Origin of the sequence: Cellulomonas carbonis, assembly GCF_014636275.1 — a bacterium.
Classification (GTDB): domain Bacteria; phylum Actinomycetota; class Actinomycetes; order Actinomycetales; family Cellulomonadaceae; genus Actinotalea; species Actinotalea carbonis.
Map to the genome: position 1 here is coordinate 22,746 of NZ_BMEB01000006.1, position 13,877 is coordinate 36,622.

General features: G+C 72.3%; 13 protein-coding genes. 4 read left to right on the top strand and 9 right to left on the bottom strand.

Going from position 1 to position 13,877, the window contains the following annotated elements:
• The 6 genes from IEV86_RS15205 to IEV86_RS15230 form a co-directional block, all read right to left on the bottom strand.
• On the bottom strand, positions 1–1,293 hold the full coding sequence (locus IEV86_RS15205; RefSeq protein ID WP_043609618.1) for an ABC transporter permease: 1,293 nt from the start codon (positions 1,291–1,293) through the stop codon (positions 1–3).
• Positions 1,290–2,654 carry an ABC transporter permease gene (locus tag IEV86_RS15210; RefSeq protein ID WP_043609619.1) on the bottom strand — a complete coding sequence of 455 codons (1,365 nt, stop codon included), beginning with the start codon at positions 2,652–2,654 and terminating at the stop codon, positions 1,290–1,292. Before IEV86_RS15210 ends, IEV86_RS15205 begins: the two co-directional genes overlap by 4 nt.
• Complete coding sequence (locus IEV86_RS15215) at positions 2,651–4,165, bottom strand: ABC transporter ATP-binding protein (RefSeq protein ID WP_043609623.1); 1,515 nt, start codon at positions 4,163–4,165, stop codon at positions 2,651–2,653. The genes IEV86_RS15210 and IEV86_RS15215 overlap by 4 nt, the downstream gene beginning before the upstream one ends.
• Positions 4,166–4,255: 90 nt before the next feature.
• A complete protein-coding gene (locus IEV86_RS15220; RefSeq protein ID WP_043609625.1) occupies positions 4,256–5,353 on the bottom strand; it encodes a BMP family lipoprotein in 1,098 nt (365 codons plus the stop codon).
• A 163-nt stretch (positions 5,354–5,516) separates the two neighbouring features.
• Entirely contained in the window at positions 5,517–6,854 is a 1,338-nt protein-coding gene (locus tag IEV86_RS15225; protein ID WP_188484745.1) for an amidohydrolase, read from the bottom strand.
• Positions 6,855–6,933: 79 nt separating this feature from the next.
• Positions 6,934–8,109 carry a mannose-1-phosphate guanylyltransferase gene (locus IEV86_RS15230; protein WP_081978898.1) on the bottom strand — a complete coding sequence of 392 codons (1,176 nt, stop codon included), beginning with the start codon at positions 8,107–8,109 and terminating at the stop codon, positions 6,934–6,936.
• Positions 8,110–8,348: 239 nt separating this feature from the next.
• On the opposite strand from IEV86_RS15230, the gene sdhC reads away from it, so the two are divergent.
• From sdhC to IEV86_RS15250, 4 genes are read left to right on the top strand one after another with little or no spacing between them, the layout of a single operon-like run.
• Positions 8,349–8,729: a succinate dehydrogenase, cytochrome b556 subunit gene (gene sdhC, locus IEV86_RS15235; RefSeq protein WP_043609193.1), complete on the top strand. Its 381-nt coding sequence runs from the start codon at positions 8,349–8,351 to the stop codon at positions 8,727–8,729.
• On the top strand, positions 8,729–9,184 hold the full coding sequence (sdhD, locus tag IEV86_RS15240; protein ID WP_043609194.1) for a succinate dehydrogenase, hydrophobic membrane anchor protein: 456 nt from the start codon (positions 8,729–8,731) through the stop codon (positions 9,182–9,184). The genes sdhC and sdhD overlap by 1 nt, the downstream gene beginning before the upstream one ends.
• A 55-nt stretch (positions 9,185–9,239) precedes the next feature.
• Entirely contained in the window at positions 9,240–11,021 is a 1,782-nt protein-coding gene (gene sdhA, locus IEV86_RS15245; RefSeq protein ID WP_043609196.1) for a succinate dehydrogenase flavoprotein subunit, read from the top strand.
• Positions 11,021–11,788, top strand: a complete 768-nt coding sequence (locus tag IEV86_RS15250; RefSeq protein ID WP_043609199.1) for a succinate dehydrogenase iron-sulfur subunit — start codon at positions 11,021–11,023, stop codon at positions 11,786–11,788. The genes sdhA and IEV86_RS15250 overlap by 1 nt, the downstream gene beginning before the upstream one ends.
• A gap of 58 nt (positions 11,789–11,846) precedes the next feature.
• Here IEV86_RS15250 and IEV86_RS15255 read toward each other — a convergent pair whose 3' ends face one another.
• Genes IEV86_RS15255 through IEV86_RS15265 form a run of 3 tightly spaced genes read right to left on the bottom strand, consistent with a single transcriptional unit; the run spans position 11,847 to position 13,853 of the window.
• The gene (locus IEV86_RS15255; RefSeq protein ID WP_043609202.1) at positions 11,847–12,386 is read right to left on the bottom strand and encodes a 2'-5' RNA ligase family protein; all 540 of its coding nucleotides are present in this window, start codon (positions 12,384–12,386) and stop codon (positions 11,847–11,849) included.
• A complete protein-coding gene (trpS, locus tag IEV86_RS15260) occupies positions 12,383–13,399 on the bottom strand; it encodes a tryptophan--tRNA ligase (RefSeq protein ID WP_043609211.1) in 1,017 nt (338 codons plus the stop codon). Before trpS ends, IEV86_RS15255 begins: the two co-directional genes overlap by 4 nt.
• A 31-nt stretch (positions 13,400–13,430) precedes the next feature.
• Positions 13,431–13,853, bottom strand: a complete 423-nt coding sequence (locus tag IEV86_RS15265) for a twin-arginine translocase TatA/TatE family subunit (RefSeq protein ID WP_043609204.1) — start codon at positions 13,851–13,853, stop codon at positions 13,431–13,433.
• Positions 13,854–13,877: the final 24 nt, after the last annotated feature.

The following is a 13,877-nucleotide window of genomic DNA, read 5'->3' on the forward strand; positions in this document are numbered from 1 at the left end:
TCACTCCTTGACGTACGGCTCGCCGTCGGCCGCGGGTGCGCGCGACCGGCCGACCAGGCCGGCGACCGCGAGCAGCGTCACGACGTACGGGAGCATGAGCATGAACTGGCTCGGGACGGGTGCCCCGACCACGCTGAGCGCACCCTCGAGGTTCGACGCGAAGCCGAACAGCAGCGCGGCGAGCGCGGCGCGCACGGGGTCCCACTTGCCGAAGATCACCGCGGCGAGCGCGATGAAGCCGGCGCCGGCCGTCATGTTCTTCCCGAACGACGACACGGACACGACGGTGTAGAACGCACCGCCGAGGCCCGCGACGGCGCCCGCGATCATGAGGGCGCGGTAGCGCGTCCGCTCGACCTTGATGCCCACCGTGTCGGCGGCCTTCGGGTGCTCGCCCACGGCGCGGACCCGTAGGCCCCAGCGCGTGCGGTACAGCGCGAACCACACCGCGGGCACCGTGAGGTACATGAGGTAGACGACGATCGTCTGCTCGAACAGCGCGGGACCGACGACCGGGATGTCGGACAGCAGCGGGATGCTGATGCGCGAGAACCGCGTCGTCTCGTTGAGCTGGGCGTTGGGCACGAGGACCTGCGAGTACAGGAAGCTCGTGATGCCCAGGACGAGGACGTTGAGGACGACGCCGACGATCACCTGGTTGACCTTGTGCGTGATCGTGAACAGGCCGAGCACGAGCGCCACGAGCACGCCAGCGACGACGGCGGCCACGAGGCCCACCCACGGGCTGCCCGTCACCGAGCCGGCCACGGCCGCGCTGAACGCGCCCGCGAGCAGCTGCGCCTCGATCGCGATGTTGACGACTCCCGCCCGCTCGCCGATCACGCCGCCGAGCGCGCCGAAGACGATCGGGACGGCGAGCAGCACGGCTCCGCCGATGAGGCGGACCACCGGGAAGTCGCGGTCGCTGCCCGCGCCCGCCCACGCGAGGAACGCCACGAACGCGACGAGCACGAAGATCAGCGTGAGCCACGTCGGGATGCGCCGAGCCGCCCGGACGAGCCAGAAGGCGACGGCCGTGAGGACCGCCAGCACGACGACGGACACCCACGCGAGCGGCATGCCGGGGACGGCCATGTCGGGGATCCGGACGAGGTCCCCCTCGGCCGAGAAGCGGAAGTTGGTGTTCCCCTCCCGGCCCTGGAGCGCCAGAAGGAGCGCCAGGAGCGCCGTCACCACGGCGAACGCGATCGGCGCCTTCCGGCTGACGACGGCGACCGTGCGGACCTCGTCGGTCGCGGGTGCGGGGCTGGGGGTGGTGGCGAGGGCGGTCATGCCGACACCGCCTTCCGGTCACGACGGGGCGCGCGGGGCCGACGCGGGCCCGGCTGCGGCAGACGGAACACCGCGCGCACCAGCGGGGGGGCGGCGATGAAGAGGACGATGAGCGACTGCACGACGAGGACGATCTCGATCGGCACGCCCTCGGCGGCCTGCATGACCGAGCCGCCCGCCTTGAACGCGCCGAACAGGATCGCGGCTGCGAGGACCCCGAAGGGCGAGGACCGGCCGAGCAGCGCGACCGTGATCGCGTCGAAGCCGATGCCCGCGTCGATGTCCGACCCGAAGCCCGTGGTGACCGTGCCGAGCACCTGCGTGGTCCCGGCGAGGCCGACCAGCCCACCCGCGACGAGCATGACCGACACGGTGGTGCGCTGGACGTCGATGCCGGCGACGCGTGCCGCGTGCGGGTTCTCGCCCACGGCGCGGAACATGAAGCCCGCGCGGGACCGCTGGAGGATCCACCACACGAGGACGACCGCCGCGAGCGCGAGCAGGAAGCCGAGGTGCAGGTTGTACCGGGCGCCGAGCAGGTCCGGCATGACCGCCGTGTCCTTCATCGGCGCCGTCTTCGGGTTCGCCGAGCCGGGCGCCTGGAGCAGCCCGGGCGTCGCGAGCAGCCACGACAGCAGGTAGAAGGCGATGTAGTTGAGCATGATCGTCACGATGACCTCGTGCGCGCCGGTGTAGGCGCGCAGGAGGCCCGCGATGCCGGCCCACAGCGCACCCGCGGCGACACCCGCCGCGACGGCCACGACCAGGTGCAGCACGACGGGCAGGTCGAGCCCGAAGCCGACCCAGCCCGCCGCGGCCGCGGCGATGAGGATCTGCCCCTGGCCACCGATGTTGAACAGTCCGGCACGGAACGCGAGCGCCACGCCGAGCCCCGCCCCGATGAGCGGGGTCGCGTAGTTGAGCGACGTCGTGAGCGGGCGGATCGCGAGCGCGAACGAGTCCGCCCGGAAGTCCCAGACCGCACCGCGGAAGAGCGCGGCGTACGCGTTGCCGACGGCCGCGCCGATCGCACCGAGCATGTCGGTGGGGCGCGCGAAGAAGTACCCTGCGGCCTCCTGCACGGCCTCGTCGGTCGCGGCGATCATGATCGAGCCGGCGAGCACGGCGAGCACCACGGCGCCGACCGAGACGCCCCAGCTGCCCGAGGCGATCCGACGGAAGGCCTCGGCCCACCGGTCGTCGCGCCCCACCGGGGGGACGGTCGTCGTGGTGCCCGGTCCCTCGGCGCCTGCCGGCGCTCCGGTGCCCTCGTCGGCGACCGGGACCGACTCCGCGGCGCGGGAGAGCCCGCTCGTCGGGCTGTCCGTGTGCGGGTCGCGACCCGCGTCGGGGGCGTTCATGCCGCCTCCGTCCCCTCTGCCGGGATCCCGGCCATCATCAGACCGAGGACGTCGCGCGGCGTCGTCGCCGGGACGATCCCCACGACCCGCCCCCGGTACATGACCAGGATCCGGTCACCGAGCGCCACGGCCTCGTCGAGCTCGGTCGAGACGACGACGACGGGCACACCGGCGTCGCGCGTCGCGACGATCCGCTTGTGGATGAACTCGATCGAGCCGACGTCGACACCGCGCGTCGGCTGGCACGCGACGAACAGCCGCAGGTCGCGCGACAGCTCGCGGGCGACGACCACCTTCTGCTGGTTGCCGCCCGAGAGGCGGCCGACGGCGGTGTCGATGCCCTGCGTGCGGATGTCGAACTCGTCGACCTTCTCGCGTGCGAACTCGTCGCGGAAGCCCAGCTGGAGCACGCCGTTGCGCACGAACGGCTCGCCGCCGAGGCGGTCGAGCATGAGGTTCTCGGCGACCGTGAACTCGCCCACGAGGCCGTCGACGTTGCGGTCCTCGGGCACGAACCCGACGCCCGCGTCGAGCACCTGGCGCACGCTGCGACCGAGGAGCTCCGTGCCGTCGAGGCGGATGCTCCCGCCGCTCGCGCGCTGCAGTCCGACGAGCGCCTCGGCGAGCTCGGTCTGGCCGTTGCCCTGGACGCCGGCGACGACGAGGACCTCGCCGCCGCGGACGCTGAAGCTGACGTCGTCGACGAGGACGGCGCCGCGCGGGTCGGTGACCTCGAGGCCGGAGACCTCGAGCGAGTGCTCGCGCAGCTCAGGGGCGCCCTTGCGCACCGTGAGCTCGACCGCGCGGCCGACCATGAGGGACGCGAGCTCGGTGTCGGTCGACGTCGGGCTCGCCTCGCCGACGACCGCGCCGCGCCGCATGACCGTGATCCGGTCCGCGACCTCGCGGACCTCGCGCAGCTTGTGCGTGATGAAGACGATCGCGGCGCCCGACGCCTTGAGCTGGCGCATGATGCCCATCAGCTCGTCGGTCTCCTGCGGCGTGAGCACCGCGGTCGGCTCGTCGAACACGAGCACCTTCGCGTCGCGCGAGAGCGCCTTGATGATCTCGACGCGCTGCTGGACGCCCACGGGGAGGTCCTCGACGACGGCGTCGGGGTCCACGTGGAAGCCGAACCGCGCCGCGATCTCGCGCACCTTCGCGCGCGCCGCGTCGATGTCGAGCCGCACGCCCTTGGTCTGCTCGTGGCCGAGCATGACGTTCTCGGCGACCGTGAAGACGGGGATCAGCATGAAGTGCTGGTGCACCATGCCGATGCCGGCGGCCATGGCGTCGCCCGGGCCGCGGAAGTGCTGGGGGGTGCCGTCGAGGAGCACCTCGCCCTCGTCGGCCGTGTACAGGCCGTAGAGGACGTTCATGAGGGTGGACTTGCCAGCGCCGTTCTCACCGAGAAGGCAGTGGATCTCACCGGGCTCGACGGTCAGGTCGATGTGGTCGTTGGCGACCAGCGCACCGAAGCGCTTGGTGATGCCGCGAAGCTCGAGCTTCATCGCTGTCGATCCTTGGGCCGGAGATGGGGGACGAGAGCATGCCGCTCCCCCGGGAGGGCCCGTCGGGCGCCTCCCGGGGGAGCGTACGCGTCACTCGGCCAGGTACGAGGTGACCGGCACCTCACCCGCGATGATGGCCTCCTGCAGCGCCTCGACCTCGGCGACGAGCGCCGGGTCGACCTTGTCCTCGAAGTTGTGCAGCGGGGCGATGCCGACGCCGCCGTTCTCGAGGGTGCCGACGTACGCCTCGGCGTCGAACGTGCCCTCGCCCGCGGCCGTGACCGTCTCGGCGACGGAGACGTCCATCTGCTTGAGGATCGAGGTCAGGACGAGGTCCTGCGTGCTCGGGTCGGTCTCGTAGAAGTCGGCGTCGACACCGATGATCGCGATCTCGCGGCCGGAGTCCGCGATCGCGTCCATGGCCGACTGGTAGATCGGGCCACCGACGGGCAGGAGCACGTCCACGCCCTGGTCGATGATGCCCGCGGCGACGCCCTTGGCGGTGTCGTTCGCCTCGAAGCCACCGGTGAAGGAGCCCTGGTCGCCGCCCTGGTAGCCGATGACCTCGACGGCGGTGCCGTTCTGCGAGTTGTAGTAGTCGACGCCCTGCTTGAAGCCGTCCATGAAGATCGTCACGGTCGGGTACGGCTGGCCGCCGAAGGTGCCGACCTTGCCGGCCTCCGAGTAGCCCGCGGCGAGGTAGCCCGCGAGGAACGCGGCCTGCGCCGTGTCGTACAGGAGCGGCTTGATGTTCTCGGCGTCCTTCTGGCCGTCGAAGTCGTTGTCCGCCGCGTCGTCCACGAGGACGTACTGGATCTCGGGGTTCGCCGTCGCGGACTCGACCGTCGCCGCGGAGAGCGCGAAGCCGACGGAGACGATCGTGTTGCAGCCCTCGGCCACGAGCGACTCGAGGTTGCCCTGGAAGTCGGTCTCGGAGTCAGACTGGACCTCGGCCATCTCGGCACCGAGCTCCTCGGCGGCCTGCTGCACGCCCTCGTACGACAGCTGGTTGAAGCTCTTGTCGTCGAAGCCGCCCGCGTCGGAGACGATGCAGGGCTTGTAGTCGGTCGACGCCCCGCCCTCACCGGCCGACGACGTCTCCTCGGTCTCCTCGGGTGCCGATCCGCACGCCGCCAGCGCAAGCGCCGCAGCCGTGGCCAGGGCAGCTGCTCGGGTCACACTCTTCACGTCGTCACTCCTGTTTTCTTGACGCTCGTGCCGGACCGGGACCGATCGGTCTGTCTGCCACGCGTCGTTGCGTGCGGTCCGGGCTCACCGGCTGTTGTAACGGGCACAGTAGCCGCGCCGAGGTGACGTTCTGGTTACCGACCGGTACGCACGGCACGGGTCGTTACCCAACCGGAATGTTGCCGTCCGGGTCGGTCGGCCGCCCGGGTGACGCCGCGCCGCGCGGGCCCGCGGCGGACGTCGCGTGCGCGCGCGTGCCGGGGCGGCCGTCGAGCGCGTGCGCGTCGTCGTCGGCGGGCAGCCCGGCCAGCTGGGCCACGCGGGCGAGCACGCGGACGCCCACGCCGATCGCCCGCTCGTCGACGACGAAGTCGCCCTGGTGGATGTCGTACGTGCGCCCACCAGGCGTGCGCGTGCCGAGCCGCGCCATGGCACCCGGTGCACGCGTGAGCAGCCACGCGAAGTCCTCGCCGCCGAGCGACTGCTCGGTGAGGGTCACGCCCGACGGGCCGAGCACGTCGCGCGCCGCGACGTCGAGCACGCGCGTCGACGCCTCGGCGTTCTCGACCGGCGGGACCCCCCGCTGGTGGTGCACCTCCGCCTCGACCTGGTACGGCGCGACCACGTGCTGCACGGCCTCCCGGACCACGCGCACGGCGTCCTCCCACGCGCGCGCCTCGAGGCACCGCAGCGTCCCGCGCACCGTGCCCGTGGACGGGATCGCGTTGGACGCGGTACCCGCGTGGACGACGCCCCAGGTCAGGTTGACGCCGGCGCGCGGGTCGAGCCGCCGGCCCACGACCGCCGGAACCTCCGTGAGCACCTTCCCGAGTGCGAAGACGACGTCACCGGTCAGGTGCGGACGCGACGTGTGCCCGCCCGCACCCGTCACGGTGACGGTGATGTCGTCCGAGGCCGACGTGATCGCGCCGATCCGCGTCCCCACGTGCCCGACGTCGAGGCGCGGGTCGCAGTGCACCGCGAAGACCTGCGCGATGCCGTCCATGGCACCCGCGTCGATCGCGTCGAGCGCACCGCCCGGCTGGACCTCCTCGGCCGGCTGGAACAGCAGTCGCACACCGGTCGCGAGCCCGCCCTCGGCGGCGATGCCGGCCAGCACGAGCCCCGCCCCGAGCACGACGGTCGTGTGGACGTCGTGGCCGCACGCGTGGGCGACGCCGGCGACGGTCGAGCGCCACGGCAGGTCGCAGCGGTCGGCGAGCGGGAGCGCGTCGAGGTCCGCCCGCAGCATGATGCGGCGTCTGCCGGTCACGACCGCGCCCGGCCCGATGTCGCACACGAGGCCGGTCCCCGGCAGGAGCCGCGGCTGCAGGCCCGCGGCCCTCAGCCGCGCGGCGACGAGGTCGGTCGTGCGGCGCTCGGTGCGGGCGAGCTCGGGGTGCGCGTGGATGTCCCGACGGATGGCCACGAGCTCGTCGTCCAGGGCCGCGGCAGCGGCGTCGATGCGGTCGACGGACGCGGGGCGGGCAGGCTGGGGCACCCGCCGAGCCTAGTTCGTCGGCCTCGCGCGCTCGTGCCCACGTCCGGTCCGTGTCGGTCGGACGGCGGGGCGGCGGAGGTCAGACGAGGTCGTCGCGCCCCGCTGCCCGCACCGCGTCGACCACGCCCTTGACCTGCTGCGCGTGCGCGCGGGTCGTGACCAGGAGCGCGTCGGGCATGTCGACGACGACCGCGTCGTCCAGACCCAGCACCGCCACGAGCCGGCCGGAGCCGGGGACCACCACGGGTCGGGCGGCGTCGAGCGTGAGCACCGCGTCCGCGTCGCCCAGCACGTGGCGGCCCTCGGCGTCGGCGGGCACGAGATCGCCGAGGGACGCGAAGTCCCCGACGTCGTCCCAGCCGAAGTCGCCCGGGACCACGGCCACGCCGCCCTCGGCCGCGACCGGCTCGGCGATCGCGTGGTCGATCGCGATCCGCTGGAGGCCGGGCCACACGCGGGCGAGCACGTCGTCGCGCGCGTCGGTGTCCCACGCGCGGGCGATCTCGCGCAGCCCGTCGTGCAGGACGGGAAGGAGCCGTGCGAGGTGGTCGAGCAGCACCGAGGCGCGCACGACGAACATCCCCGCGTTCCAGCGGTACTCGCCCGTGGCGAGGTAGGCCGCCGCGGTCGCGGCGTCCGGCTTCTCGGTGAAGCCCGACGCGCGGCACGCGTCGGGCGCGTCCGCCAGACCCAGCGGCTCCCCCGTGCGGACGTAGCCGAACGCGGTCGAGGGGCCGGACGCGCGGATCCCCACCGTCACGACGTAGCCCGCGCGCGCCGCGACGACCGCCTGGCGCACCGCCTCGCCGAACGCGGGACCGGCCTCGACCACCTGGTCGGCCGCGAACGACCCGATCACGGGGTCGTCCTCGCGCTCGGCGAGCACGGCGGCGGCGAGCCCGATCGCCGCCATGGAGTCGCGCGGCGAGGGCTCGGCGAGCACCGAGCCGCGGAGGTCGGGGAGCTGGTCGAGCACCGCCGCGGCGTGCCGCTCCCCCGTGACGACGACGACGCCGTCCGCCAGCGGCGCGAGGCGGTCGACCGTCTGCTGGAGCAGGCTCCGACCCGCCCCCGTGAGGTCGTGCAGGAACTTGGGCGAGCCCGCCCGCGAGAGAGGCCACAGGCGCGTCCCGGCACCCCCCGCGGGGACGACCGCGTGCAGCCCCGGGACCCGGGCGGCCGGTGCGGCGGAGGAGCGAGGGGGCACGGACGACCCGGCGCTCGACCCGGCGGACGACTCTGCGGACTCGGTCATGGCGGTCATCCTGCCGCAGACCGGGCACAGCACCCGAGACCGGTCGCGGCCGCTGTGGCATTGCTCACACGCCGTGCGTGGAGGGACCGGCGTCCCTTGCCGCAGGGCCCGCTGTGTGCGTCGGGAGGGCCGTGCGGAGTCGTACAGTGTCGCGCAGGGTGAGCAGCAGCGACGCGGCCCCCGAGGCCCGCGTCCGCACGCCCACCGACGACGTCGTCCCCTCGACCGGAGGTCAACCAGTGCCCGAGAAGCCGGCCGGCACGCTCTACCGAGGCCGCGAGGGGATGTGGTCCTGGGTCGCCCACCGCGTGACCGGCTTCCTCATCTTCTTCTTCCTCCTCGTCCACGTGCTCGACACGTCGCTCGTGCGCGTGTCGCCCGAGGCCTACAACGCCGTCATCGGCGCGTACAAGAACCCGGTCATGGGGATCGGCGAGGCCGGCCTCGTGGCCGCGATCGTCTTCCACGCGTTCAACGGCATCCGCGTGATGCTGGTCGACTTCTGGTCCCAGGGCACGCGCTACCAGCGGGTCATGCTGTGGGTGGTCGTCGGGCTCGTCGTCGTCACCATGGCGGGCTTCCTGCCGCGCCACCTCATGAACGTGTTCGGAGCGCACTGATGGCCACCGTGACCGTCCCCGCCCCCCGCAGCCCGCGCAGCACCCGCACGCGCCGGACGACGCGGACCAACGTCGAGATGCTCGGCTGGATGTTCATGCGCCTGTCGGGCGTCCTGCTGCTCGTCCTGATCTTCGCCCACCTCTTCGTCAACCTCATGGTGGGCGACGGCATCAAGGCGATCGACTTCGCCTTCGTCGCGGGCAAGTGGGCCTCCCCGTTCTGGCAGGTCTGGGACCTGCTCATGCTCTGGCTCGCGATGATCCACGGAACCAACGGCGTGCGGACGATCATCAACGACTACGCCGAGCGGGACGGGACGCGCCTCGTCCTCAAGACGCTCCTCTACCTCGCGTTCGTCGTGACCGTGGTCCTCGGCACCCTCGTGATCTTCACGTTCGAGACGTGCCCCGCCGGCGCCCCGACCGAGCTCCTGCCCTCCTTCTGCACCGAGTGACGGCGCGGCCGTGACCCGAGCACCCCACCGACCGACGAAGGACTGACGAGAACCGATGCAGACCCACCAGTACGACGTCGTGATCGTCGGCGCGGGCGGCGCGGGCATGCGGGCCGCGCTCGAGTCGTCGAGCCGTGCGCGCACGGCCGTCATCTCCAAGCTCTACCCGACGCGCTCCCACACGGGCGCGGCGCAGGGCGGCATGTGCGCCGCGCTCGCGAACGTCGAGGAGGACAACTGGGAGTGGCACACGTTCGACACGGTCAAGGGCGGTGACTACCTCGTCGACCAGGACGCCGCCGAGGTCATGGCCAAGGAGGCCATCGACGCCGTCCTCGACCTGGAGAAGATGGGCCTGCCGTTCAACCGGACGCCCGAGGGCAAGATCGACCAGCGCCGGTTCGGAGGCCACACGCGCGACCACGGCAAGGCGCCGGTGCGCCGCTCGTGCTACGCGGCCGACCGCACGGGCCACATGATCCTCCAGACGCTCTACCAGCAGTGCGTCAAGCAGGACGTCGAGTTCTTCAACGAGTTCTACGTGCTCGACGTGGTCCTCACGCACGACCTCACGCGCGGGCCGGTGCCCGCGGACGAGCAGGTCGCGGTGAGCGGTGTCGTGGCCTACGAGCTCGCGACGGGCGAGATCCACGTGTTCCGGGCGAAGGCCGTCGTCTTCGCCACCGGCGGCGCGGGCAAGATCTACAAGACGACGTCGAACGCGCACACCCTCACGGGCGACGGCATGGCGGTCGCGCTGCGCCGCGGCATCCCGCTCGAGGACATGGAGTTCTTCCAGTTCCACCCGACCGGCCTCGCGGGCCTGGGCATCCTCCTGTCGGAGGCGGCGCGGGGCGAGGGCGGCATCCTGCGCAACAGCGAGGGCGAGCGGTTCATGGAGCGCTACGCCCCCACCATCAAGGACCTCGCGCCGCGGGACATGGTCGCGCGCGCGATGGCGAACGAGGTGCGCGAGGGGCGCGGCTGCGGCCCGAACAAGGACTACGTCCTCCTGGACCTGACCCACCTCGAGCCCGCGCACATCGACGCGAAGCTGCCCGACATCACCGAGTTCGCGCGCACGTACCTCGGCGTCGAGCCGTACACCGAGCCCGTGCCGGTCTACCCGACCGCGCACTACGCGATGGGCGGCATCCCGACGACGATCGACGGCGAGGTGCTGCGCACCAACACCGACGTCGTCGCCGGCCTGTACGCCGCCGGCGAGGTCGCGTGCGTGTCCGTGCACGGGTCGAACCGCCTGGGCACCAACTCGCTGCTCGACATCAACGTCTTCGGCAAGCGGGCCGGGATCGCCGCCGCGGCGTACGCGACGACCGCCCCCCTGCACGAGATGCCCGAGGACGCGTCCGCGCCGATCGTGGGCTACATCGAGCGGCTGCGGGACCACGCCGCGGGCGAGCGCATCGCCGACATCCGGCGCGACCTGCAGGAGACGATGGACCGCAACGCGCAGGTCTTCCGCACGGCGGCGTCCCTCGAGGCGGCGCGCGACGACATCGTCGAGCTCAAGAAGCGCTACCGGTCGGCGAGCGTCCAGGACAAGGGGCGGCGCTACAACACCGACCTCATGGAGGGCATCGAGCTCGGCTTCCTGCTCGACCTCGCCGAGATCGTCGTCGCCGGGGCGCTCGCGCGCGAGGAGTCCCGGGGCGGCCACTTCCGCGAGGACTTCCCCACGCGTGACGACGAGCGGTTCATGCTGCACACCATGGCCTACCTCCGTCCCGACGACAGCCCCGGCGGCAGCCGGGTCGACCTCGACTACAAGCCGGTCACCGTGACCCGTTACCAGCCGATGGAGCGCAAGTACTGATGACCGCCGTCGCCGAGAACAGCACGAGCGCAGCCGAGACGAAGGCGGGCGAGATCCCGAGCTTCGACGTCACGCTGCGCATCCGTCGGCTCGACCCGGACCGCTCGGACGAGCCGTTCTGGGAGGAGTTCACCGTCACGGCCCACGCGACCGACCGGGTGCTCGACGCGATGCACAAGGTCAAGTGGGAGGTCGACGGCTCGCTGACGTTCCGCCGCTCGTGCGCGCACGGCATCTGCGGCTCGGACGCCATGCGCATCAACGGCCGCAACCGCCTCGCCTGCAAGACGCTGCTCAAGGACCTCGACCCGTCCAAGCCGATCGTCATCGAGCCGATCAAGGGCCTGCCGGTCCTCAAGGACCTCGTCGTCGACATGGAGCCGTTCTTCGCGTCCTACCGCGAGGTCATGCCGTTCCTCATCACGGGCGGCAACGCGCCGACGGCTGAGCGCCGCCAGTCCCCCGAGGAGCGCGCGCGCTACGACGACACCACCAAGTGCATCCTGTGCGCCGCGTGCACGTCGTCGTGCCCGGTGTTCTGGACGGACGGCCAGTACTTCGGACCGGCCGCGATCGTCAACGCGCACCGCTTCATCTTCGACAGCCGCGACGAGGGCGCCGCGCAGCGCCTCGAGATCCTCAACGACAAGGAAGGCGTGTGGCGGTGCCGCACGACCTTCAACTGCAGCGAGGCGTGCCCGCGCGGCATCGAGGTCACGAAGGCGATCCAGGAGGTCAAGCGCGCGATGATCACCCGCGCCTTCTGACCCGGCAGCACCAGCGAGGGGTCCCGTCCGTCGGACGGGGCCCCTCGTCCGTGCCGGCTCAGCGACCGAGCGGGAAGTGCTCGACGGGGCGCCACACGCCGTCGTCGCCGTGCTCGTACATCTGCACCGTGTCGACGGCGAACACGGCCTCGAAGTGCGCGAGCTCGTCGAACGCCCGGTCGAGCGCGTCCTCGGCGACGTCGTGCGCGACCGTCACGTGCGGGTGGTAGTTGAAGCGCAGGTCCTGCGCGAGCGGGCCGGACCGGACCGCGCGCTCGAGCTGCTCGCACTCGGCGATGCCCTGGACCACCTGGACGAACACCACGGCCGAGACGGGCCGGAACGTCCCCGTCCCGCGCAGGTGCAGCGTGAACGGCTGGTGCCCCGCGACGACGTCCGCGATGTGCTTGCGGACGACCGGCAGGTCCTCGGCCTCGACGACCGTCGGCCCCACGATCGTCACGTGCGGCGGGATGTCGGTCGCGAGCGGGTCCCCGAACGCCGCGCGCGCACGCTGCAGACGCGGGCCGAACGGCGGCGGGACCTGGATCGCGACACCGATGCGCACCTGGTCGCCGACCCGCTCCGGAAGCCTCATCCGAGCGTCCCGCGCGCGGGCAGGAGGCCCACGCGGTCGTAGACGCGCGCGAGCGTCTCGCGCGCGACGACGCGGACGCGCTCGGCGCCCTCGGCCAGGACGTCGTCGAGCGACGCGGGGTCGTCGAGGTACCCGTGGACGCGCTCCTGGAACGGCTCGAGGAACCCGACGACCACCTCGGCCAGGTCCTTCTTGAGGTCGCCGTAGCCGCGACCGGCGTAGTCCTGCTCGAGCTCGGCGACCGTGCGGCCGCTGAGGGCCGAGTGGATCGTCAGCAGGTTCGACACGCCCGGCTTGGCGACCGGGTCGAAGCGGATCTCGCGCTCCGCGTCGGTCACGGCCGAGCGGATGCGCTTCGCGACCACCTTCGGGTCGTCCAGCAGCTCGATGAGGCCGTTCGGCGACGAGGCGGACTTGCTCATCTTCGCGGTCGGCTCCTGCAGGTCGTAGATCTTCGCGGTCGCGCGCACGATGTGCGGCTCGGGCACGACGAAGGTCTGCCCGAACCGCGCGTTGAAGCGCTGCGCGAGGTCGCGCGTGAGCTCGAGGTGCTGGCGCTGGTCCTCGCCGACGGGCACGAGCGCCGCGTCGTACAGCAGGATGTCGGCCGCCATGAGGATCGGGTAGGTGAACAGGCCGACGTTCGTGGCGTCGTTGCCATGACGTGCCGACTTGTCCTTGAACTGCGTCATGCGCGCGGCCTCGCCGAACCCCGTGTGGCACGACAGGACCCACGCGAGCTGCGCGTGCTCGGGCACGTGGCTCTGCACGAACAGCGCCGACCGGGACGGGTCGACCCCCGCGGCGAGGTACTGCGCGGCGGTCCGGCGGGTCCGCTCGCGGAGCAGCTGCGGGTCCGTCGCGACCGTGAGCGAGTGCAGGTCGACGACCGTGTAGATCGTCTCGTACGAGTCCTGGAGGCCGACCCAGCTCGTCAGCGCGCCGAGGTAGTTGCCGAGGTGGAGCGAGTCGGAGGTCGGCTGCATGCCGGAGAGGATTCGGGCGTCGGGCATGCGGTGCATTGTGGCAGGTCCAGCCGGACCCTCAGGTCGCGTCCTCGTCGAACAGCACCGCGGGCGGCGCCGCGTCGTCGGGCTCCGCCGTCGTCCGTCGCACCGGCCCGCGCGCCGCTGCGGCGGCACTCGCGGCGGCGGCGCCCGCTGTCGCGCGGCCTGCACCGGTCGTGTACCGCCTGCCCGTCACGGGGGCGGGCTCGTCCTCGAGCAGCGCCTCGCGGACGATGCGTCGCGGGTCGTAGCGCCGAGGGTCGAGCGTCGCCCAGTCGAGGTCGACGACGTCCTCCCCCATCTCGCTCGCGACCCGGTCCTTCGTCGTGCGGACGAGCGTGCGGAGCTGGCGGACCCACCCGCCGAGCTGCTCGGCGTACGCGGGGAGGCGTTCGGGGCCCACGACGACGACCGCCACGAGCAGGAGGATGAGCACCTCCGCACCGTTGATCCCGAACACCGCATCATGCTATCCGCAGGGGGC

Bases quoted from the DNA above. Each gene is read 5' to 3' on its own strand.
- IEV86_RS15205 (WP_043609618.1), bottom strand. From the start codon at position 1,293: ATGACCGCCCTCGCCACCACCCCCAGCCCCGCACCCGCGACCGACGAG.
- IEV86_RS15210 (WP_043609619.1), bottom strand. From the start codon at position 2,654: ATGAACGCCCCCGACGCGGGTCGCGACCCGCACACGGACAGCCCGACG.
- IEV86_RS15215 (WP_043609623.1), bottom strand. From the start codon at position 4,165: ATGAAGCTCGAGCTTCGCGGCATCACCAAGCGCTTCGGTGCGCTGGTC.
- IEV86_RS15230 (WP_081978898.1), bottom strand. From the start codon at position 8,109: ATGACCGAGTCCGCAGAGTCGTCCGCCGGGTCGAGCGCCGGGTCGTCC.
- sdhD (WP_043609194.1), top strand. From the start codon at position 8,729: ATGGCCACCGTGACCGTCCCCGCCCCCCGCAGCCCGCGCAGCACCCGC.
- sdhA (WP_043609196.1), top strand. From the start codon at position 9,240: ATGCAGACCCACCAGTACGACGTCGTGATCGTCGGCGCGGGCGGCGCG.
- IEV86_RS15250 (WP_043609199.1), top strand. From the start codon at position 11,021: ATGACCGCCGTCGCCGAGAACAGCACGAGCGCAGCCGAGACGAAGGCG.
- IEV86_RS15255 (WP_043609202.1), bottom strand. From the start codon at position 12,386: ATGAGGCTTCCGGAGCGGGTCGGCGACCAGGTGCGCATCGGTGTCGCG.
- trpS (WP_043609211.1), bottom strand. From the start codon at position 13,399: ATGCCCGACGCCCGAATCCTCTCCGGCATGCAGCCGACCTCCGACTCG.